This window comes from Rhizobium sp. BK399 (assembly GCF_014194695.1).
In the GTDB taxonomy this organism is placed as follows: domain Bacteria; phylum Pseudomonadota; class Alphaproteobacteria; order Rhizobiales; family Rhizobiaceae; genus Rhizobium.
On record NZ_JACIAH010000025.1, the window covers coordinates 44,461 to 64,323 of the forward strand.

The 19,863-nt window shown below is 57.8% G+C and carries 20 protein-coding genes and 1 pseudogene; 13 read left to right on the plus strand and 8 right to left on the minus strand.

What is annotated here, in order from left to right:
* Positions 1–43: 43 nt before the first annotated feature.
* Positions 44–934, plus strand: a complete 891-nt coding sequence (locus FHT97_RS28695) for a HEPN domain-containing protein (RefSeq protein ID WP_183864962.1) — start codon at positions 44–46, stop codon at positions 932–934.
* Between the two features lie 362 nt (positions 935–1,296).
* Here the strand turns inward: FHT97_RS28695 and FHT97_RS28700 are convergent, their stop codons facing one another.
* The 4 genes and pseudogenes from FHT97_RS28700 to FHT97_RS28710 all read right to left on the minus strand — a co-directional run bounded on the left by FHT97_RS28700 (position 1,297) and on the right by FHT97_RS28710 (position 2,949).
* Complete coding sequence (locus FHT97_RS28700; protein WP_183864942.1) at positions 1,297–1,713, minus strand: hypothetical protein; 417 nt, start codon at positions 1,711–1,713, stop codon at positions 1,297–1,299.
* A gap of 437 nt (positions 1,714–2,150) precedes the next feature.
* Positions 2,151–2,384: pseudogene (locus tag FHT97_RS31245) on the minus strand (hypothetical protein).
* 64 nt (positions 2,385–2,448) lie between these two features.
* A complete protein-coding gene (locus FHT97_RS28705) occupies positions 2,449–2,631 on the minus strand; it encodes a DUF3606 domain-containing protein (protein ID WP_183864943.1) in 183 nt (60 codons plus the stop codon).
* Positions 2,632–2,643: 12 nt separating this feature from the next.
* A complete protein-coding gene (locus FHT97_RS28710) occupies positions 2,644–2,949 on the minus strand; it encodes a hypothetical protein (RefSeq protein WP_183864944.1) in 306 nt (101 codons plus the stop codon).
* A 193-nt stretch (positions 2,950–3,142) separates the two neighbouring features.
* Here FHT97_RS28710 and FHT97_RS28715 point away from each other — a divergent pair, with 193 nt between their 5' ends.
* From FHT97_RS28715 to FHT97_RS28725, 3 genes are all read left to right on the plus strand, one after another.
* Positions 3,143–3,430, plus strand: coding sequence for a hypothetical protein (locus FHT97_RS28715; protein ID WP_183864963.1), 288 nt, complete (start codon positions 3,143–3,145; stop codon positions 3,428–3,430).
* A 287-nt stretch (positions 3,431–3,717) separates the two neighbouring features.
* Positions 3,718–4,104, plus strand: a complete 387-nt coding sequence (locus FHT97_RS28720; RefSeq protein ID WP_183864945.1) for a DUF2382 domain-containing protein — start codon at positions 3,718–3,720, stop codon at positions 4,102–4,104.
* Between the two features lies 1 nt (position 4,105).
* A complete protein-coding gene (locus FHT97_RS28725) occupies positions 4,106–5,113 on the plus strand; it encodes a YsnF/AvaK domain-containing protein (RefSeq protein ID WP_312859787.1) in 1,008 nt (335 codons plus the stop codon).
* A gap of 740 nt (positions 5,114–5,853) precedes the next feature.
* On the opposite strand, the gene FHT97_RS28735 is transcribed toward FHT97_RS28725, so the two are convergent.
* From FHT97_RS28735 to FHT97_RS28740, 3 genes are all read right to left on the minus strand, one after another.
* Positions 5,854–6,132, minus strand: coding sequence for a hypothetical protein (locus tag FHT97_RS28735; protein WP_183864946.1), 279 nt, complete (start codon positions 6,130–6,132; stop codon positions 5,854–5,856).
* 567 nt (positions 6,133–6,699) lie between these two features.
* Positions 6,700–6,870 carry an NUDIX domain-containing protein gene (locus tag FHT97_RS31675; RefSeq protein WP_348649655.1) on the minus strand — a complete coding sequence of 57 codons (171 nt, stop codon included), beginning with the start codon at positions 6,868–6,870 and terminating at the stop codon, positions 6,700–6,702.
* Positions 6,871–6,933: 63 nt separating this feature from the next.
* On the minus strand, positions 6,934–7,221 hold the full coding sequence (locus FHT97_RS28740; protein ID WP_183864947.1) for a DUF1236 domain-containing protein: 288 nt from the start codon (positions 7,219–7,221) through the stop codon (positions 6,934–6,936).
* A 235-nt stretch (positions 7,222–7,456) separates the two neighbouring features.
* On the opposite strand from FHT97_RS28740, the gene FHT97_RS28745 reads away from it, so the two are divergent.
* The 6 genes from FHT97_RS28745 (at position 7,457) to FHT97_RS28770 (ending at position 10,996) form a co-directional block, all read left to right on the plus strand.
* The gene (locus FHT97_RS28745; RefSeq protein ID WP_183864948.1) at positions 7,457–7,744 is read left to right on the plus strand and encodes a BON domain-containing protein; all 288 of its coding nucleotides are present in this window, start codon (positions 7,457–7,459) and stop codon (positions 7,742–7,744) included.
* 56 nt (positions 7,745–7,800) lie between these two features.
* Complete coding sequence (locus tag FHT97_RS28750) at positions 7,801–8,070, plus strand: hypothetical protein (protein WP_183864949.1); 270 nt, start codon at positions 7,801–7,803, stop codon at positions 8,068–8,070.
* Positions 8,071–8,639: 569 nt separating this feature from the next.
* Positions 8,640–9,368, plus strand: coding sequence for a LuxR family transcriptional regulator (locus FHT97_RS28755; RefSeq protein WP_183864950.1), 729 nt, complete (start codon positions 8,640–8,642; stop codon positions 9,366–9,368).
* Positions 9,369–9,442: 74 nt separating this feature from the next.
* Positions 9,443–10,060 (plus strand): acyl-homoserine-lactone synthase, encoded by a 618-nt coding sequence (locus tag FHT97_RS28760; protein WP_183864951.1) that lies wholly within the window; start codon positions 9,443–9,445, stop codon positions 10,058–10,060.
* Between the two features lie 13 nt (positions 10,061–10,073).
* Positions 10,074–10,277, plus strand: a complete 204-nt coding sequence (locus tag FHT97_RS28765; protein WP_183864952.1) for a hypothetical protein — start codon at positions 10,074–10,076, stop codon at positions 10,275–10,277.
* Positions 10,278–10,549: 272 nt separating this feature from the next.
* A complete protein-coding gene (locus tag FHT97_RS28770; protein WP_183864953.1) occupies positions 10,550–10,996 on the plus strand; it encodes a helix-turn-helix transcriptional regulator in 447 nt (148 codons plus the stop codon).
* A 163-nt stretch (positions 10,997–11,159) separates the two neighbouring features.
* Here FHT97_RS28770 and FHT97_RS28775 read toward each other — a convergent pair whose 3' ends face one another.
* Complete coding sequence (locus FHT97_RS28775; RefSeq protein WP_183758726.1) at positions 11,160–11,621, minus strand: helix-turn-helix transcriptional regulator; 462 nt, start codon at positions 11,619–11,621, stop codon at positions 11,160–11,162.
* A 130-nt stretch (positions 11,622–11,751) separates the two neighbouring features.
* Between FHT97_RS28775 and FHT97_RS28780 the strand changes: the two genes are divergently transcribed.
* The 3 genes from FHT97_RS28780 to FHT97_RS28790 form a co-directional block, all read left to right on the plus strand.
* Entirely contained in the window at positions 11,752–12,237 is a 486-nt protein-coding gene (locus FHT97_RS28780; RefSeq protein WP_183864954.1) for a hypothetical protein, read from the plus strand.
* Positions 12,238–12,653: 416 nt separating this feature from the next.
* A complete protein-coding gene (locus tag FHT97_RS28785; RefSeq protein WP_183864955.1) occupies positions 12,654–12,938 on the plus strand; it encodes a hypothetical protein in 285 nt (94 codons plus the stop codon).
* Positions 12,939–13,853: 915 nt separating this feature from the next.
* On the plus strand, positions 13,854–19,863 hold a 6,010-nt coding region (locus FHT97_RS28790), incomplete at its 3' end, for a peroxidase family protein (RefSeq protein WP_183864956.1).

Consider the following 19,863-nt stretch of genomic DNA (forward strand, 5'->3'; position numbering starts at 1 on the left):
TGCCGCATCCAGCTGTATGGATCGGGCTGATGGAAAGGTAGACATGCAAGGTTTGGATCATCTGCCACCGCGCAAGCAGGACGAACTTGCAGAGGTCGCGCGCATCCTGTTTGAGGAATTCGAGGCTGCGCGCAGAACCAAGTTGAAGGACGACGCAAACAACGCTCGCATCCTGAAGATTATTTTGTTTGGTTCATACGCGCGCGGTGGCTGGGTCGAGGACCGAAAAAGCGGCTATCGCTCCGACTACGATTTGCTGATTGTCGTCAATTCACACAGAGCGACGGAAGCCTCCGATTACTGGGAGAATGCCTCCGAGCGACTCGTTCGCGAACTGACCGTTACCAAGCAGCTTGAAACTCCGGTCAATTTCATCGTTCATTCCCTTCATGAGGTGAACGATCAGCTTGCTAGAGGGCGACCATTCTTTATCGATATAGCCCGCGACGGCATTGCCCTGTATGAGGCCCCCGGTCACCCTCTCGCCTCGCCCCGGCAGCTTTCTACAGCGGAAGCGCGGGACGAGGCACAGGGTTATTTCGATCAATGGTATCCGAGCGCTCAACGGTTTGCAAAACTTGCTGACGTGGCAATCGTCGATGGTTTTCGGAATGAGGCAGCTTTTCTCCTCCATCAAACCATCGAACGCCTGTATCACTGCGTGTTGCAAGTTCTGACGCTCTACAGTCCGAAATCACATCGGCTGTCAGTCCTGCGGTCGCACGCCGAACGGGCCGACAACCGCCTGATCGCCGCCTGGCCGCGTGACACGAAGTTTGCGCGGCGTTGTTTTACCAGCATCGATCGAGCTTACGTCGAAGCAAGGTATTCGGCGAACTATTCTATTGCGGATGACGAACTCGCCTGGGTGGTGAACCACGTCACCGGTTTGCAGAAGATTGTCGGCGACATCTGCCGCGAGCGTCTCTCCTGAAAAAGATTGCTTGCCTGATTATCGGTATTCGCCACTGCTAGCCTGCAGCCGCGGTAGCCTCTATCCAGCCTGCCTTTCGCGGCGGCGGTACCTTCTTCGAACGCCGCTAGCAGGTCCTCCTCCTTGAGGGCAGAATCTGGCGTTCTTGTTTCGTCGCCGTAGAATTCCTTGAGACGGCCTCGACATCTATTTGCAAGCACTGCTCCAAACCTTCTGTCGTCGCGGCTAATTGCTCAAGATTTTCGATAAAGAAGCTGAAACCGCTGAACAGGCTATCCGTTCCTATTTGGTCAAAGCTGCCCTAACAAACGTGAATTGGGCGACCATCGAGGGCTGCAACCTGCCGACGCTGATCTGTTTGCCTACCTGAAGGACAGCTCTAAAACCTCATCGGCAAAGGCGTTGGTGTCCATCGGCCTTTGATAGAAGGGGATAGAGAAATACTCGTGGGGGATAACGCAGTGGTCGTAGCCCGTCACGAAAGCGAATGGTATGCCGCGTTCGACTAAAAGTCGGGGCACCTCGAAAGACTTTCCCTTACCGAGATTGATATCGATCACAGCCAACGTCGGCGAGCACGCGCCCAACTGCAGGGTGGCGTCCTCCGTTGTGGCACAAGGTCCAATGACAATCGCCCCTCGATCCTCGAAGGCGGCGGCCAATTCCCGCGCGATCAGGAATTCGTCCTCGACTACGAGAACGCGCGGCACTGTCTGGCCAACCTCGTCTTCACCGCCAGCTTCCACAGTGTTGGCCAATATTCCCCACAGGTCGTCCACAGACCCCGTCGCCTCAATGATTGATCGCGATAACCATTGCGCGACGGCCGCGAGGGCCGTCGATGTCGATACTATGAACTGCACACCATCCACGAACCGCATCAACGATGGCGTCGAGATCGCGATCATCGAGGCAAGTTAGTGATAAGAACAATTGTGTGCCCTCCGTTCAACGGCAAGAGCACGAAACATCTCTCAAGCGGTCCCGCCGAAAGCAGTGTGGGCCGACCTCCGGATTCTACTCGCGTTGCAGCCCACGGCAAGTGGGCGAGAATGCCGTCAAGTCGACAGCGAGGAAGCACACGCGACATGGGCTCGAGTGCCATCCGAATGAGGTCCAGACGGCTTCGGGCAGGAGAGTACGTGTGCTTCCCGGCCTCAAACTTCCCGTGGGTTCAGAAGTTCCAGCGTTTCCTGATTGTATACCGGCGGACGCGTCAGTGCACGGAGACGGAAGACGATGCGTTGACGCGAGTATCAGCCAACCCGACGTAGGTCTCGATCAACGTCGTCGCCATATCCTCAACCGATCGGCAGCCGTGGTCGTAAAGATCGATAGCTGCATCGCAGAGAAACGACGATGCCTGATCGTCCCATTCGACCTTATAATATCGATACTATTCCCGGACAGCCTGTGACATGATCCGGTGGTCGGTCCTGGCCTTTGTCATGAGCTCCCCCGGAAAGCCAGCCTGCTCCGATAGAAAAGAGTGATCCGAGAACTGCTGAAAAGGATCAGCGACGCCCGATTTCGGCTTCAACTTTCTTCCGGGAATTGCCAGCACTTTTGACCGCTTTCTTGACGGTATCCTTGGAAACACCTTCCTTCTTCGCTTCGTATGTCACCTCATGATCCTGGCCGCCAGCGACGCGCGTACGATCCTGCGCGCGGCCTCTTGGTGTCTGTGTCTTTGCCATACAGTTTCTCCTTTATCGGATTTCCAGGGAAGAAACTTGGGACGATTCCAGTTGTTCCTTGGAAAGGGTGAAGCACTTCGTGCTGCGCTTGAAGCGACGGCCGAACCCGCTATGCAGGGCCAAACGAACGGAATCAGGATGACCATGCAGCACCTCTGGACTCTGCAGCGCGACGGGCGGGAACCACGCGGTGGTCTTGATGCCGTCGATGTATTGATCGAAGTCCTGCGTACCGAGGAACTGCCTGGGGTCACGCCGCCGGACTGGATCGTCGCCACCCTCCAGATGGATGAAGACGACGACGGCGTGGCCGTTCATACCTCGCCTCATGGCTGGAGGCTCCGTGTGAAGCGGATGGCGTAGCCCCTGCTCAATCGTCGAGACAGGGTCTCATGCGGAATCAATCTCTGAACGCGATTCCGTAAGTTATTGAAAAATGATTCGTTTCGTGTCGGACCGAATCACCCTGAGACGTCTTTGATTCGCGACGAAGTGATTCGGAGTAGGCGTCATGGCAACAGGGCATCGCGCGCAGTGGAAGGGCTTCATAAAGTTCGGTGAGGTCGCCACGGCGCTCGGAACGCGCGGCGGCGGACGGAGCCTGAATTCTTACAACGCGGCCAGCAACGGCAATTTCGACGACGACCAGCCGCTGATCGACACCCGCCATTACGGCTCGCATGCTTTTTCGGCGGGGACGCCGCCTCGGCTTTTGCGTAGGCAACTCTTACCGTCGCTTGGCACGTTCAGGAGACTGCTGCGTCGGCCTAACGAGATACTCTGCGGCGGCTTCTCATAGCTTCTCGCCGCCGCCGTTCGGGCTTCAGAGATCCTCTGCCTGCGTTTTCCCACCTCATTCCGAAAAGTTGCTTCCGCTTGGCGATGATCCCCCGAGACCGAGTTCACATGCGACCAAGAACACGTTGTGGCCGTTGCCGTACCGACCGGCGTGTGCTGCTCAATAGTCTCCATCGTCTGAACATATAATTCAGCACCGAATGTACGATCAAAGACCATCCTGAACCTCGGTGATCAAATACGGAACCATCCGGAATCGTCTTCGTTTGGCTCCCGGAAGGTGAACAGATGCACGGAAACAAACGCAACCTGCAGGTCATCGAGGAGAAGCTCTCGGTCGACAAGGAGCTCATCATTGACGGTAGCGTCGAGGTTCGGACGAGGACATGCAAGGTTCACGAGGACCTGCTACTCGATCTTCGCCGAGACGACGTAGAGGTCGAGCGCGTCCGGATCGATCGTTTCGTGGACGACCTTCCCGAAGTCCGGACGGAAGGCGACACCACCATAGTCCCGGTCTTCGAGGAACGCATCGTCAAGCGGCTGTTCCTCGTCGAGGAAATTCACCTCCGTCGCACGACCGCCTTCCAATCCCAACGCGTAGAGGCTGACCTGCGGAAGCAGCAAGCGACGGTCGAGCGCACATCGAAAGACAAGCACACCAAGGAGAAATAACGTGGCTAACCTGTACAACGAGAACGCCCCTGCATCCGTACCGGGCTCGTCCTACAGCACACTGTCGGCATTCTTCGACACACGGTCGGAAGCGGAGGACGCTATTTCGCGCCTGAAAGACGCTGGAATTGGTGACGATTCCATTCGTTTCCTTTCCGGATACGAAAGCGATAACGACCGCGCAAACGTGGCAAGCGACGACCGATCCGGCTTCTGGGCAAAACTTGAGGACTGGTTCTTTCCAGATGAAGATCGCGCTACTTATGCCGAAGGCCTTCGCCGCGGCGGATTTCTGGTTTCGGTTCAGGTAGACGATGCAAACTACGAAACGGCCCACGATATTCTTGATGACGAGGGTTCGATCGACATCGACGAGAGAGCTGACCAATGGCGTAGCGAAGGCTGGCAGGCTCGATCAAGCGAAGCCTATGGCACTTCCACCTACGACCGGAACGCAGCCAATGAACGCGGGACTAGTGCGGGCTCCGGCCTTTCTGAACAGCGAAAGTTCAATGACGATCTCGACCGCGTCGTGCCACAAGCGAACGCATCCCGCGAGGATGCCTTTGATGCCGGTGACCGCGACCAGAGCATTCCAGTCGTTGAGGAAAATCTTCGCGTCGGCAAGCGTGACGTGAACCACGGTTCCGTTCGTGTTCGAGCCTATACGGTCGAGGAGCCTGTGCAGGAAGACGTCCGCCTCCATGAGGAAAACGTCGAGATCGAGCGCCGAATCGTTGATCGTCCGGTGAGTGACGCTGACGACGCCTTCCGGGACCGGACAATTTCCGCCGAGGAACATCACGAAGAAGCTGTCGTGCAGAAGGAAGCTCGCGTGGTCGAGGAGATCGGCATTCGCAAGACCGCGTCCGAGCAGACAAAGACGATCGATGACACCGTACGCAAGACGGAAGTCGAGATCGATGACGGACGCAGCCGTCAATCACAGTCCCAGAATAGTGTTGGACAGTCTCAGACCGGACAGAACAACTCGTTCCGTCAGGACTGACACGACGAAGCGTGCACGAGAGCCCGGCCCAAGCGCCGGGCTTCTCTTTTCACGTCTAAGGGACACTTCAGACATCGCTATTGTCTCCGCCATCGGAAGGCTACGACCGAAAATTACCTGACCATCACTCGCAATCGCTTGGGGCGCTTGCCGCCCAGAGCACAAGTATCAGCCGATGCCACAAAATGAATCTGAACAAAGCCCCGATTCGTTATGGCAAAAATAATAATTACACTATTGATTTCTAGCGAATGATCTTATCTGCGGGGGACCGTACATAAAAATCTGGAATTTCGAGCCGCAGCAATGAATGATCTTGGGCGAACTTCAACTCAAACCGCGAGAGAGATAACACATCTACTCAAACTGATAGCGCATCCCACACGAGTCTTGATCTTGGTGTGTCTGTTGGATGGAGCGAGGACCGTTGGTGATATCCAGGAAACTCTTGGCATCCCGCAGGCGATGGTCTCCCAGCATTTGGCTCAGCTTCGAACTGCGAATGTCCTGTCTCGTCGAAAGGTTGGGCGCTTGGCATACTATGAGGTAGTCGATCCGAGGATAGAGCCCCTCCTACGACTCCTGCAGGGTCACCCGGGCGTCTATTGAGTTTTGGATTTCGCGGCCCTTCGTGCTCGGGACACGGCAGACTGCCAAGGCCTGTCAAATCGCAGAGAAAAGTTGGGTCGCAGTTGTTGGCGTTGGTGAAAGCCTGCGCCCAATAACATCAGGTGGAAAATTCAGTGAAGGGTACTATTGGTGGCGGAGCTATCGACCTTTGCGTTGGCGAAGATGAGCTTAATTGCCTGCTTCATCACATCCGCAGCTAGATTTCCATCACCCTCTAGGAGCAACGGCAACGCACCGCGAACCGCGTGGAGCATTTCGTCCAACGCCCTGACCAGGTGTTCGCTTCCTTGATCTGCCGCATCTTGGCGCATCCTGTGAAGGAGACAAATCAGACGGCCAAACGCCTCTTGTCTCTCGATGACCGTCATTTCGTCAAAAGACTTACTCAACGCACGCCCCGATTATCAGGCCTTTTGCCAGTCTCACGTTCCGGCAGCCAGCATTGGAGCACCGACAGATCAGCACGTCGTCGCCGCCGCCAGCGCCCGTATCCGAACGCTCGGATTAAGGGCAATTGTAGGTCGATGAACCATACCTGCCAACGGACCAAGGTCCTAAGCGTCACAATCGTTGCAATCGAAGCCGGAATTTTTGCAAACGCCAATCATCCCACAAAGTCCAGGTCACTATGTCCACAACGCTGGTCGTGTCGCCGCGAAGGTCAAGGCGATCGGCCGATCGGCCGGTCATTCCAACCGAATACGCTGACGTCCCCTTTCATCAAAAGCCTCTGGACGTTGCGAGCTTCGTCGACGGTCTTTTGTTCGACACCCCAAAAAGGCCTAGCCTTGGCATCGAACCGGCGAGCTTGGACGGAAACCTATGCTCTCGCCTTTCGCCCCACCCTGGTGATCAAGCTCTCCAGTTCCGGCTCTTTCACCAGGACCGCCGCCTCTCTCGGGTGCCGCCACGCCCGTTCCCGCTCGCCTCGTTCGGGAAACCGCGGGCGCTCGCGTCTAACCTCGAGCAGATAGACGCCGACGACTGGGTAACGCTCTCGCTACCCTTGAGAAACTTCGCATAAGCGTAATGCCCGAAAACCTTCTCGTTGATCTTCCCTTGATGCCAGCCTCTTCCCAGGCCTCGCGTTCGGCGGCCTGGTACGGCTTCAGACCTGCATCGGCCAACCTTTCGGAATAGTCCAGCGCTTCGAATGATGGTGAGCGCCCCCCAAGTTCGACGGTTGGTTGTTACTGGATGACCTGGATCACCTTGCGGGTGGAGGGTTCCACGATCACGCGCTCGTCGTTGACGATAGCGTAGGCGTAGCCTGCCTCGTCAGGGATAGGCGTCACGACGACGGTGTCGGGAAGCGGCTGGCCGACGACGACCTTCTCCTTGACCACAATGCGTTCCTTGGGGGCCGGAGCCTTCTGCACAAAGGTGATCACCTTCTCGGGTGCCATCGCCGATTGTGCGAACGCTACGCCCGATGCCATGACGACCGCGGTTGCGATACCTACTGTTCGAAGTTTCATGATGTTTTCCTCCTTTTGAGCGGACTATTCCGCCGGCGGTGCAAACATTCATGAACCGAGTAATGTTCCAGACCACGGACCTCAGTCCGGGGTCCGCAGGACTTTAGTCGCAATGCCCGAGCGGCCCTCATTCGCGCAGCCGAGCGATTGGGATCGTCCGCATCTAGGACCTAAGTCCCGCCCTGTGAACCAAATCAGCTTTGCGCTGTTCTCTTGGCATCACAAGGAGCTTGACATGAACGTCGAACTGGAATTCCTCGCCCACGATCAGCTCGCCCGTGTACGGACAGCCATGTCTGCGGAACCAGAGCTGGAAGCCTCGTCCATCGCGGTAAGTATGGTTGGTCGAAACGTTTTTCTCCAGGGCTATGTCTCGGATTACGGCCATCGCGTAAAGGCGACTGCCATCGCAGCGATGATTGCCGGCCCCGAGAACGTACATGACAGACTGCGAGACGTCGAAGAGGTGGCGTTCACCTCACTGGTGCTGGAACTATCGTTGCCGGAAGGCCGAGCTCATTGATGCGATGCCTTTTCCGGTCATTCGTTCAGCTGTCGAGCACAATCAAGGAATCAAGCATGTCCGATAAAACCCCGCCTCTCGTTGTCGTCGGAAGCGCTGGACCACAAGTAAAACAGTCCCAAGATGGCCACGCAAAGCCGGCACAGCAAACAGATGATGCCGACCTGGAGGCCGAGCTGACAATTGCCTCAACAGACACCGAGAAGGCGTTCAGCGATCTTGTGACAATCATCGGCCTCTCGACGGCCGTTTGGTCTGCCGGAATGTCGGTCGCCTGGGCGACTTGGCTCGATCCCCTGACTTTCGCAGGTCAACGGCGTGAGTGATCACCGCACATTTAAAGCGACCTCGACAAAAACCGTTTTTTAGCGGTACCCGAGACCAGTCGCCACGCTTGCGATCGTGCAACCAAAAAAATACCCCTCGCATGCATCCTCGAACGTCAAAGAACTGGTTTCCAGTGCGCTCGATGAGCTTATCTGTGGGCGCGCAGACGTCGATCTGGTGTCGCTTGAACACTGCATGCATGGTGCTTCGAGGGCTCATTCTGACGGAGCTTTTCGCACCAAACCCGGATTAGTCCCATTGGCAAGGTACCCTCGAATGCTATCGCAGTTGCCTTGAAAACGTACGGACTGTCGCGAAGACATGCTTGCGCAGCGACAATCAGCTGTCGGTGAGAGCCATTCGCGATCGCCGGTCCAAAGGCAGCCCCACGAGGTTCGGAATGCCTCCGCCTTCGTTGCGCAGGAAGCTGATACCTTGCACGGCCGTACTCGATGCCCTGCGCGGACCAGCCGCTTTTCAACGTGAAGATTTTGTGACAATACAAACAGAGGATGCATCCTGATGAAGTGCAGCCTGGCGGATATGCTGCCCTTGTTGGAGGACCCCGATGAGCGCGTTAGTTTCCGATGTATTGTATGAGTTCCTGGTCGGTTGCGAAGAGCCGGCTGACCTGCAGCAAATCTTTGGCACGATGGAGAAGGTGAGCCATCAGCTCGAGATCGATTATTTCGCAATGGCCTTTCTTCCACTAGCCCATGAGCGACTGGACTCTCTCGTCTGGCAACGTTGGCCCGACGGCTGGCTCAACCGTTATCTTCAGAACAATTATTTTCACGCCGATCCCGTCGTCAGCCTCGTCCGAGCAACAGCACGGCCGTCTGTCTGGTCCCAGTCGGTGCGGGCCAGCCATCTTTCAGGGCGCCCGAAGCGTATTATGGATGAAGCCCGTGATTTCGGGATGCACGATGGCCTGACCATTCCGCTTCATTCTCGCTCCGGGCTCGCTGGCCTTTTCTCGGTCGCGGGAAGGCGTGTCCCGGTGGCGGCATCGGAAGTGGCCCTTCTACAGTTTGTCGCCGAGACTACCCACCGGCGTATCATGGATCTCAACACCCCGCCGGAGCCTTGTCTGCGAGATGATCTGCAGATCACCCGAAGCGAGAGTGAGTGCCTGACCCTGTGCGCAGCAGGCAAGACCGACAGGGAAATTGGCAGCATTACCTATCGCTCGCAGCGCACCGTTCAGCAACACATCCGAAACCTGCAGCAGAAGCTCGGGGTATCCAACCGGGCACAGTTGATCGCGGAATCCTTTCGCCGCGGTTTGCAGCGTTAAAAAATACGACATTTTACGGATAGATTTTCGGAGTCCCCGGTTGCATGCTCAAAATATGCACGCGGGGTTCAAACATGCTCACCATCCTCGATGAAGATGACGATCCATTGCTGATGGAAAAGGTGTGGTCGTTCCGGCACCGCCGCTTCGTTGAACAGATGGAATGGAACGAACTGCGGCGTCGAGACCGGCGAGAGAGGGACCAGTACGACAGGCCGGATATTGTGCACGCTGTGCTCGTGCACAAGAAGGAAGTGATCGGCTATTCGCGCCTCCTTCCAACCACGGCACCCCACTTTGCCCGAGATTACAGTCAGCTGGCACCCGGGAGCCTTCCTTCCGGACCTGATATATTCGAGTGGAGCAGGTGCGCCACCGCACTCAATGCTCCCTTCATCAACGGAATAGCTGCCTCCGATCTCTTGATGACGGGTGTCCTTGAATGCCTCGTCCGTATGGGGGCGAAGGCAATTCTTTTTCTGACCTACCCCGCTCTCGTCATGATGATGCGCCAACGAGGCTATCCTGTTCAGGTGCTTGCCGATGTCACGCTCCAGGGACACCGGGTAGAGGTTGCCTACTCGATCCTTCCCGAAGACCTTCTCTCACGTCACTACAAAGACTACGGCATCGTCGGAGAAGTCCTCTGCTTGAGAACAAGAAGCCGGAGCGGTCTGGTGCACAGCGGATAGACGGGGGTGTCTTGTGGCTCGGCGCGATAAATCGCTCATCGATGCTCCGACTGCGCGCCGCCTGGCCTTCGCGACAGTCCGCACGGATGCCGCCAAGCTTTTGGGCCTGACGGAGGAAATTTGCCAGACCTATCCTGGAAACGAAGACATGCTCTTCCTTCGCTATCTGCTGAGGATGGTCATGCTGGCGGCTGAGAAGGATCCGGAGGAGCATTAGCTTGAGTTCGGAAATGTTAAGACGTTGTCTTAAAGTTCTTTGCAAACGTGAAATATCTTGCTAGTCTGCAACCTAGGCGGTTATCGCCTTGAGGCGTGGAATCCTCATTTGGTAAAACGCAGAAAGCGTAATCTTCGCGATCTAGTGAGTCGGGGAGCTCGTGGAATATACAAGAGGCGCTTGCGCTAAAATCCATGAGGGCTGGTACCAACAGCATTTCCAACTCCCCGGCTTCTCAAGCCAGCATCATGCTGGCCAGCGGGAGCGTTTTCATGCAGCAGAATGTCTCGACCAGTTCCACCTTCAAAGATCCGGCATCGGTGACGATCACCGACGGGCTTCATCTCGTTGACGTTGAGGTCGGCAAAAGAATCAAGAAGCGCCGGCAGCAATTGCGCATTTCACAAACGGCCCTCGGTGCCGCTGTCGGCGTCTCCTTCCAGCAAATCCAAAAATATGAGCGAGGTTCAAACCGTGTCAGCTCCTCGGCACTCTACTCCCTGGCCCAGGCCCTGGATGTTCCTGTCGCCTACTTCTTCGAGACCCTCAGCAGGCCGATCAGGATAGACTGCGCCGAACTGGAAAGAAAAGCGGCGTTGCGGGAAGACTTCGTCGCGACCGAAGAGGGACAGCGGCTTGTCGACGCCTTCATGACGATACCGAAAAAGATGCGACCGAAGTTCATCTCGCTGCTTGCCACCTTTTCGAACGAGCCCTGATGCCGGTTTTCGTTCGAATGGCTCCGCGCCCGATCAGTCTATCCCCCGAAAGCGGAAGGTGGACCGATCGGCAGGCAGTTTCTGACGCGCCCTGCTATAGGCGGCGAACCGCACCGCTACTCGCTCGTCCGACCCTCCTTACGACGTGAAAGCTGAAATTCGGCTACTTCTGCTGCAGGGCAAAGATCGAGTCGAGGATTGTGGCCACCGTTCGCAAGGTGTCTGGCGGGAGGGACTGTATCATCTTCGTGATGCGACGGCGCTCGTCAGCTTCCTCTTTGGTTCGCCCCCAAAGATGCGGAGCCGCGTCGTACAATAAATCGTCGGGAAAAATTTCGAGCACTTCGCAAAGATGCAGAACCTGCGTTGCATGGAGCTTGGTGATGGCCCGTTCGTACCTGCCGTAGACCGCTTCGATTGATCCGAGAAGGAGCGCCAGCTCCGCCCTCGATAGGTCCTTTTCGATGCGGAATGCCCGCAACGATTTGGCAATGCTTTCGTCCATCTCCTTTGAACTTGGGATCCCCTCAAAGCCAGGGCGCCGGTACACGGGGCGTTCGACCTTGGCATCAGTTGTCGCCTCAAGTCCCGTTTCGGCAATGTACGCGTCAGTCCTTGTCGTCATGCATCCATCCACGTTCACGCGCTGATTTATACCACCGGCAACGTCGTTGGCTATCCCGTTTTAAGTAACGTCAGCCGGACGCTCCTTTCGCACCGCGCTTGGGGCCGTTCTTTGCGTCAAGGAGACAGTCATGGAAGACGAAAACATGGAGACCGAGATGGTCCGACGCGTTATGGCACATGCGCGATCGACAATTCAGGTGATCGACTCCAAAAAGCGCTTGTCCCGATGCGACGGGGCCCCGCTCTCCTTTCCGGCTGCCCTCGCAGATGAACAGACGACAAGGAAAGAATTGATCAGCTGGCAAGCCCCAACCGCTCCGCTCGCTGTCAGAAAACTCCTGCATTTGCTTGCCCATGTCCTGGCAGCAGAGCTTAGCTTCGATGAACAGTCTTTGGCCGAGATAGCGGCTGAAACCAGACGGCTTGAATCCGACAGCCGCGCTTCATCCCCTGATCTTCCGGATGATCAAGTGCTTGCTTCAAATGGAGATCGTGTAACGGGCTCGACGAGAGGCAAATCGACCTCGTTACAAAACCTTGATGATGGCAAAGAGTTTAAGAGTGGTGCGCTGCGTGTCTTCGTCCAAGTGCCTCATGTCAGGGAAGGCGACTAGACGGGCGGCATTGCCACCGTATGGCCGAGCATGGAAATTGTCACAAGCAACACGCAGGCAAGCCCGACAAACCCGGCAACAGCTATGAAGTACTTTTTGCTCACGCTTTGGAGATAGGAGACCCCTTGCCTTGCTGAAAGTGCGGCTTCTGGTCGCGCCCGACCATGATTGGGCCGAGCGTGGCAAAGTAAGATTTGCAGTCTTGGAGCGCGTTAGCTATTCTCCAGCTGCGCTCTGGCCTTTGGGCGCATTTCGATGTTCACCTCCAGACCCCGCAAGCTCGCGGGGTTCTTTTTTTTACTGGCCTTCACAAATGATATCGCGCGCAACTGAAGAGAGCCTCCGTTCGAGGAGTTCCGCGCAGGGCCCGGTTCGAAGACCGACGACCCAGCCTGCGCACCGAAGGCAGCGCTCGTATGGACCGGGTTGCACCAAAACTCGCCGATGAACAAGGCGCGTTGCATTTACGCGGCTTATTTGCACGGAAAGGCTTCGATCAGGGCCATCGTCATTACAATGCCGATCAGGGCCGGTTCAAGATTGCCGCGCTCCGGGTGCCGTTCAATGTGAGTTCCGATAATCCGAAGGTACTGATCTCCGGTGATCGCAATATTTGGCTGACAATAGAGCGTCAGCTCCCGCTGCTTGAAACCTATTGTCATGTTCGCCCCCTCGACGCCGCGACCGACCCCCGTAAGTAGCGCCACAAACTCCTGGTTGCCATCCCTGGCCCACCCGACTACATCTTTCACAGTCGCCTGGTCTGCCCCGTGAGCACCGCTGGATAGGCAGCAAAACGTAACGATCATCAACTTACGCATTAGATCATCCCAGTCCGCCCGCCTTGGCCCTAATTGCGATGCCAAGGAGGGATCAATGGCATGACAATATATTTAGACGCGCTTTCTTGAGGGGCCGAAAGCCTGCCTGCTGCTTCACCCTCTCATGTCAGCATCGCAGCCATTCGAAAAGACGACAACCTACATTGTAGGCCTGGCGAACCAGCCCAGAGATTGACCTGATGCCGTTACCTTCCATGTGAGCGCTTGCTGGAGACCGTTGGCTGTCCAAAGGCCCCTCACGTCCACTGATAAGAAAATGCAGCACGTGAGGCTGCGGCCACTTTGGGGATGGGCCGCAGCCTCTTCCCGCTCCTGTGTTAAGCCAGGAGCGAAAGCGTGAAGGAGACGACGCATATACATACTGTCTCCACAAACGGGTGATCTAGCTAAGGACGTGCCCCATGTTGTCTTTGTGCGCAGCTTGCCCCGCCAAGGGGCATTGCGAGATCAGTCAGTAGATCAGGCCAAGCTGACAAAAAACTGAACGCGGTGACGAAACTCACGATAAAATCGCAATATTTTCAGGTAAATGGGCGATATCTCAGCTCATGGACTTTAGTCCGACAGCGTTCCTGACTTTCGTCGAAACGCCTTGCGACTTAGGTGGCGGAAAGTAAGTGTCCTATTGGTCGTATTAATCCTCAGACCTTGTTCTCTAGAACAGTTCTACAAGACGGGTACAACTTCCGACAGTCAACTATGCCAGCCCATATACAGCGGAAAGGACAGGTGTCCCTTCCGGCGGGGCGGCGTTTTTCTTCGGGAGGTAACGACATGGCTACGCAGAACCCGAATTTCACGGTCAACCAGGACGACCTCGCTTATATCCTGAAGCAGATCATCATCGCCGAGCGCGAAGTTGGCGGGGAGAGCCTTCAATCGATCATCGGGCCCAATGCGGCAATCCTTCCGTGGGGTCTGCGCCATGTCGATGGCAGCAACAACAACCTGTTGCCGGGTGGCCAGTTCGTCGGCGCTGCCGACCAGATACTGCCGCGTTTGCTGGATCCGAATTTCCTCAATGATCAGGATGGGGACAGCCTGCCGCTCGGGCCACCGCCTGCGCCGGTATTGACCAACACCGACTATGGTTCGACCGGAAGCGTCGTCGACGCCGATCCGCGCACGATCAGCAACCTGATCGTCGATATGACGGTAACGAACCCGGCGGCAATCGCTGCCTGGTTTGCCAACCCGTTGTCAGTCGCTGCCTGGGAAGAGGCCCACCCCGGCATGAACCCGGTCGCACCCGGCGAGGCGGTTAATCCCAACGATGTCGAGTTGACGAATGCAGACCTGTCGAACATTCCAAACCAGTCGCCGGACGTTGGGCTCTCGCCGCAGTTCAACGGCTGGATGACCTTCTTTGGCCAGTTCTTCGACCATGGCCTCGACCTGATCACAAAGGGTAGCAACGGTACCGTTTTCGTGCCGCTGCAGCCGGACGATCCGCTTTATGACCCAACGCCCGGTGCGCCCAACTTCATGGCGCTCACCCGCAGCACCCAGGTCGATGGCCCCGGCGCCGACGGCATCATGGGCACGGCCGACGACACGCATCACGAAACGATTAACACCACGACACCTTGGGTGGATCAGAACCAGACATACACCTCCCATCCATCGCACCAGGTTTTCCTGCGCCAGTATGCCTTCTCGGTTGACTCGGACGGCGACGGAACTCTCGACTCGCACGCTGTCTCTACCGGGAAACTCCTGGACGGTGCGCATGGCGGCATTGCCACCTGGGGGGATACCAAGGCTCAGGCGAAAGCCATGCTTGGCCTCATTCTCGATGACTACGACGTCCTTGACGTGCCGCTGCTTGCAACCGACCCCTATGGCGAATTCATCCGCGGACCGAACGGGTTTGCCCAATTGGTGATGCCGCCAGATGCGACGCACCCGACAAACTGGCTCCTGGAGGGCACCGCGGCAGGGCTTACCATCCCGCCGACCGCACTGCGCACGGGTCATGCGTTCCTGAACGATATCGCTCACCATGCCGAACCAGTCTTCGTTGATGCCGATCACAACCCTGCGACCCCGCCGGTCCGCCAGACGGCAGACCTCGACAACCTGACCGTTGACGACAATGATCCGCTAACCTACGACAACGAGATGCTCGATGCGCATTTCGTCACCGGCGACGGTCGCGGCAACGAGAACATCGGCCTGACTGCCGTTCACAACATCTTCCACTCCGAACACAATCGACTGGTCGATGCCAACAAGCAGACGATCCTCGCATCCGGCGACCTCGCCTTCATCAACCAGTGGCTGGACAAGGACCATCAAATCTCGAGCCTGCCAACACCTGCGAGCGCCGCATCGCTCGTCTGGGATGGCGAACGCCTCTTCCAATCGGCGAAATTCGTCACCGAGATGGAGTACCAGCATCTCGTCTTCGAAGAGTTTGCGCGCAAGGTTCAGCCAGCGGTCAATCCGTTCGTCTTCACGAACACCCCGGATATCAATCCTGCGATCGTCGCCGAGTTCGCGCACGTCGTCTATCGCTTCGGCCACTCGATGCTGACCGACACGATCGATCGGCTCGATATCAATATGAATGCCGATGACATCGCGCTCTTCGACGGGTTCCTTAACCCGCAGGCGTTCGAAGCCAGCGGCATCACGGCCTTTGAAGCCAGCGGTGCGATCATTCGCGGCATGACACGCCAGGCAGGCAACGAGATCGACGAGTTTGTTGTCGATACCCTGCGCAATCGGCTACTCGGCTTGCCGCTTGATCTTGCCGCGCTGAACCTTGCCCGCGGCCGGGATACGGGGGTACCGGCATTCAATGTGGCCCGTGCAGGCTTCTATCACGACAGCGGCAACGTCGATCTCAAGCCTTACGACAACTGGTTGGCCTATGCCCAGAATCTCAAGAACCCGCTGTCGATCGTCAACTTCATCGCTGCATATGGCACGCATCCGCTTCTGCTTGCAGAGACGACCCTGGAAGGCAAGCGGGCCGTCGCAATGGCGCTGGTGCTTGGCTCGACCGAAACCATTCAGGGCGATCCGACCACGACCGCCGACGATCGAACCGTCGTCGGTGCCAACATTGCCGATCGCATCGCCTTCCTCAACAGTACCGGTGCATGGGCAGGCGTGGAGTCTGGTCTCAACCTCGTCGATCTCTGGATCGGTGGCTTGGCCGAGCGCAAGACCGAGTTCGGCGGCATGCTTGGCTCGACCTTCAACTATGTCTTCGAAAACCAGATGGAGAAGCTGCAGAATGGCGACCGGCTTTACTACCTCAGCCGTCTGCAGGGTCTGAACCTGCTGAACGAACTGGAGCCCAATACCTTCGCGGCGCTCGTCATGCGCAACACCGATCTCGGCGACACGCATTCTTCGCACCTGCCGGGCACATTGTTCGATACCCCGGACCTCATTCTCGAACTCGATCCAACGATCAAGCAGATAACCAATCTTGTTCTGGATCCGTCTGGGCACGCGATCTTCCAGGCGGGAGGTTCTGCCGACCCGATGCAGGACAGTGACATCCTTCAGGCGATCGACCCCAAGGTTACGCGCATCAATCCCGGGGCAGACGTGGATGGCGACGGGCAAGGTGACGGTGGCTATCTGCGCTTCAGCGGCGGCGAGCACGTCGTCCTCGGTGGCACGGAAGGCAACGACACGCTGATCGGCGACCGCGGCATCGACACACTTTGGGGTGACGGCGGTGACGACTACCTGAATGCGCAGACGGAATCCGACCAGGTCTTCGGTGGGGACGGCGACGATATCATTGTCGACCCCTTCGGCGACAACTTCCTGCGCGGCGACGCCGGCAATGACGTTATCAGCGCTGGTGCCGGCCTCAATATCATGTTCGGTGGCGAGGGCCAGGATTTCATCCTGGCCGGGACCGACGGCGGCGAGGTGTTTGCCGGTCGTGACAACGACTTCGTTCTCGGTGGCATCGGCAACGAAGGTCTGATGGGCAACGAAGGCGATGACTGGATCGAAGGCGGCGATGGTTTCGACACGCTTTCGGGCGAAAATTCGCAGTTGTTCTTCAACTCGACGATCATCGGCCACGACATCCTGAACGGCCAGAACAACGATACCGACTACGACGGTGAATCCGGCGACGACATCATGTTCGAAGGTGCCGGCATCCAGCGCAACAATGGTATGCTGGGCTTCGACTGGGGTGTCCACAAGTTCGATCCCAATCCCGCTCACTCCGATCTGGCGCTTGGGATTGTCGCGAACGGCATCCCGGCCGTTAACGGCTTCGACATCCAGCAAGACCTGACGCTTCGCGACCGGTTCGACTCCACCGAAGGTCTTTCCGGCTGGAAGTTCGATGACCAGCTCTGGGGCAGCGACGAGCCTCTCGGTGCCGTCGGTGCCGGTGGGGCGGAAATCATAGGTGGCACGATCTTCGACAGCGCGCTGACCCAGGAAGGGGTCGATCGCATTCGCGGCCTTTCTGCTCTGCTGAACGGCATCGATGATGGCGATGTCGACGAGTTCGGCGTTACCCATCCGGGCATTCGCCTCAACACGAGCACCGGCGCAAACATCATTCTCGGCGGCGGCGGCAGCGACCGGATCACTGGCCGTGCCGGCAATGACATCATCGATGGCGACTCCTGGCTGAATGTTCGCATCCTGGTCCACGCCAACAAGGACGGCACCGGCGCGGTGATCGGCACGTCGGATGGCATGGCGATGAAGATCAATGCTGTCGATGCAGCAGGAAATCTTCTGTTCAATCCGGACGGCAGCCCAATCTTCATTGCAGGCGGAAAGACAATGTCGCAGGCAATGCTGGACCGCACGCTCAACCCGGGCCAGCTCGAGGCGATCAGGGAAATCCTTGATGGCGACACCGACAATACCGCCAATGACGTCTCCATCTACTTTGGCGCATCGTCGGGCTATACCTGGCAGCACAATCTGGACGGAAGCTGGACGGTCACGGACACCGATGTCACAAACGGCGATGACGGCATCGACAAGCTGTGGAACATCGAGACGCTGCGCTTCACCGACCGCGATGTCCTGATCGTCAATCGTCCGCCGACCGGCGCGCCGACGATTACAGGCGCCGAGAACGTCCTGACCGCCGACACCACCGGCATTGCCGACCCGAACGGCCTTGGCGCTTTCAGCTTCCGGTGGCAGGCGTCGACCGACGACGGCCTGACATGGTCTGCGACGCTGGCGACGACGCAGAGCTTCACCGTTCCTGCTGCGCGGGCCGGACAGTTGGTACGCGTCACTGTCGACTACACCGATCAGGGTGGTACGGCAGAGACCGTTACTTCGGTGATGACGGCGCGAGTCGGCAACAACGCCAACGTCGCGGTTGAAACGCTCAACGGCACTGCGGGTCCAAACCTGCTGAACGGTCGCGGAGGTCCGGACATCCTGAATGGCAATGATGGCAACGATGTCCTCAACGGCAGCGGCGGCAACGATACGCTGAACGGCGGCAACGGCAACGACACGCTGAATGGCGGCGCCGGCGCGGACACGCTCGACGGTGGCAATGACAACGATGCCCTCAACGGTGGTGCCGGCAACGATACCATAACAGGCGGCGCTGGCGACGACACGATTAGCTGGAGCGCCACGAGCCTGTTGGGCTTCGATATTGCGACCGACGGCCGCGATGTCATCAACGGCGGAACGGAAGGAACCGTAGGCGATACGTTCGTCATCAACGGCTCGGCATCGACCGAGACCTTCCGGATCTATACCCACGATGCAGCGGTGACCGCCGGTGTCGTTGCTGCTGCCAACGCAGCGGAGATCATTATCACACGTACCGTTCAACCACTCATTGGAGGCCCGCAGACGAGCGTAATCGCCGAACTCACCGAGATCGAGGAGATCCGTATCAATACGACGACGGTGACGACGACGCCGACACCCGGAACCGCCAATGGCGATATCGTACAATTGATCGGCAATTTCGTTGGGACGAGCCTGAACCTCAACACGGTTCACATCAACGGCTCGACCGGTGACGATACGGTCGACATCAGTGGGCTGACATCGGCACACCGCATCGTCTTCACCTCGAATGGCGGTCACGACACGATCGTCGGAACGTTGCGCCCACAGGACATCATCCGACTCGCAGCCGGATCGACCCTCGCCGACTACCAGTCGACGACAGCGAACGGCATGACCACCATGTCGAACGGCACGCATTCGATCACTTTCCCGAGTGCTGGCGTGCCCACGTTCGAGGTAACCCCGGCCAACGGTAGCGGCGGTGCGGATGGAGGCATTGGCGGCCAGACGGGCGGTGGCGGCGATGGTCAGAACCAAGGCGGCGATGACGGCGGAAACGACGATGGCCAGAACCAGGGTGGAGGGGGCGACGACGGCCAGAATGGCGGTGGCGGCGACGATGGCCAGGATGGTGGCGATGACGACGGTCAGGACCAGGGCGGCGATGATGGCGGCAATGGTGGCCAGACCGGCGGTGGCGACGATGGCCAGACCGGTGGGGGCGATGATGGCCAGACCGGTGGTGGCGACGGTGGCGGCAACGGCGGCGGTGACGATGATGGCCAAAACCAGGGCGGCGGCGATGACGATGGCTCCGGTGACGGCGGTTCCGATCCGCTTCCTGTTGCGGCTCGGACATTGATCGGGACTGTTGCTGGGGATGTTCTGATTGGGGCGGCTGGTGCCGATACGATCCTTGGCGGTGGTGGTGGGGATATCGTTGCCGGCGATGCGGGCAATGACATCCTGCGCGGCGAGGACGGCGACGATGTGGTGACGGCCGGCGACGGCAACG

Excerpts from the sequence above, each read along its gene's own strand:
- FHT97_RS28705 (WP_183864943.1), bottom strand. The coding sequence starts at position 2,631 with ATGGCAAAGACACAGACACCAAGAGGCCGCGCGCAGGATCGTACGCGC.
- FHT97_RS28785 (WP_183864955.1), top strand. The coding sequence starts at position 12,654 with ATGGACCGGGTTGCACCAAAACTCGCCGATGAACAAGGCGCGTTGCAT.
- FHT97_RS28715 (WP_183864963.1), top strand. The coding sequence starts at position 3,143 with ATGGCAACAGGGCATCGCGCGCAGTGGAAGGGCTTCATAAAGTTCGGT.
- FHT97_RS28695 (WP_183864962.1), top strand. The coding sequence starts at position 44 with ATGCAAGGTTTGGATCATCTGCCACCGCGCAAGCAGGACGAACTTGCA.
- FHT97_RS28710 (WP_183864944.1), bottom strand. The coding sequence starts at position 2,949 with ATGAACGGCCACGCCGTCGTCGTCTTCATCCATCTGGAGGGTGGCGAC.
- FHT97_RS28740 (WP_183864947.1), bottom strand. The coding sequence starts at position 7,221 with ATGAAACTTCGAACAGTAGGTATCGCAACCGCGGTCGTCATGGCATCG.
- FHT97_RS28750 (WP_183864949.1), top strand. The coding sequence starts at position 7,801 with ATGTCCGATAAAACCCCGCCTCTCGTTGTCGTCGGAAGCGCTGGACCA.
- FHT97_RS28720 (WP_183864945.1), top strand. The coding sequence starts at position 3,718 with ATGCACGGAAACAAACGCAACCTGCAGGTCATCGAGGAGAAGCTCTCG.
- FHT97_RS28745 (WP_183864948.1), top strand. The coding sequence starts at position 7,457 with ATGAACGTCGAACTGGAATTCCTCGCCCACGATCAGCTCGCCCGTGTA.
- FHT97_RS28770 (WP_183864953.1), top strand. The coding sequence starts at position 10,550 with ATGCAGCAGAATGTCTCGACCAGTTCCACCTTCAAAGATCCGGCATCG.
- FHT97_RS28755 (WP_183864950.1), top strand. The coding sequence starts at position 8,640 with ATGAGCGCGTTAGTTTCCGATGTATTGTATGAGTTCCTGGTCGGTTGC.
- FHT97_RS28775 (WP_183758726.1), bottom strand. The coding sequence starts at position 11,621 with ATGACGACAAGGACTGACGCGTACATTGCCGAAACGGGACTTGAGGCG.
- FHT97_RS28760 (WP_183864951.1), top strand. The coding sequence starts at position 9,443 with ATGCTCACCATCCTCGATGAAGATGACGATCCATTGCTGATGGAAAAG.
- FHT97_RS28780 (WP_183864954.1), top strand. The coding sequence starts at position 11,752 with ATGGAAGACGAAAACATGGAGACCGAGATGGTCCGACGCGTTATGGCA.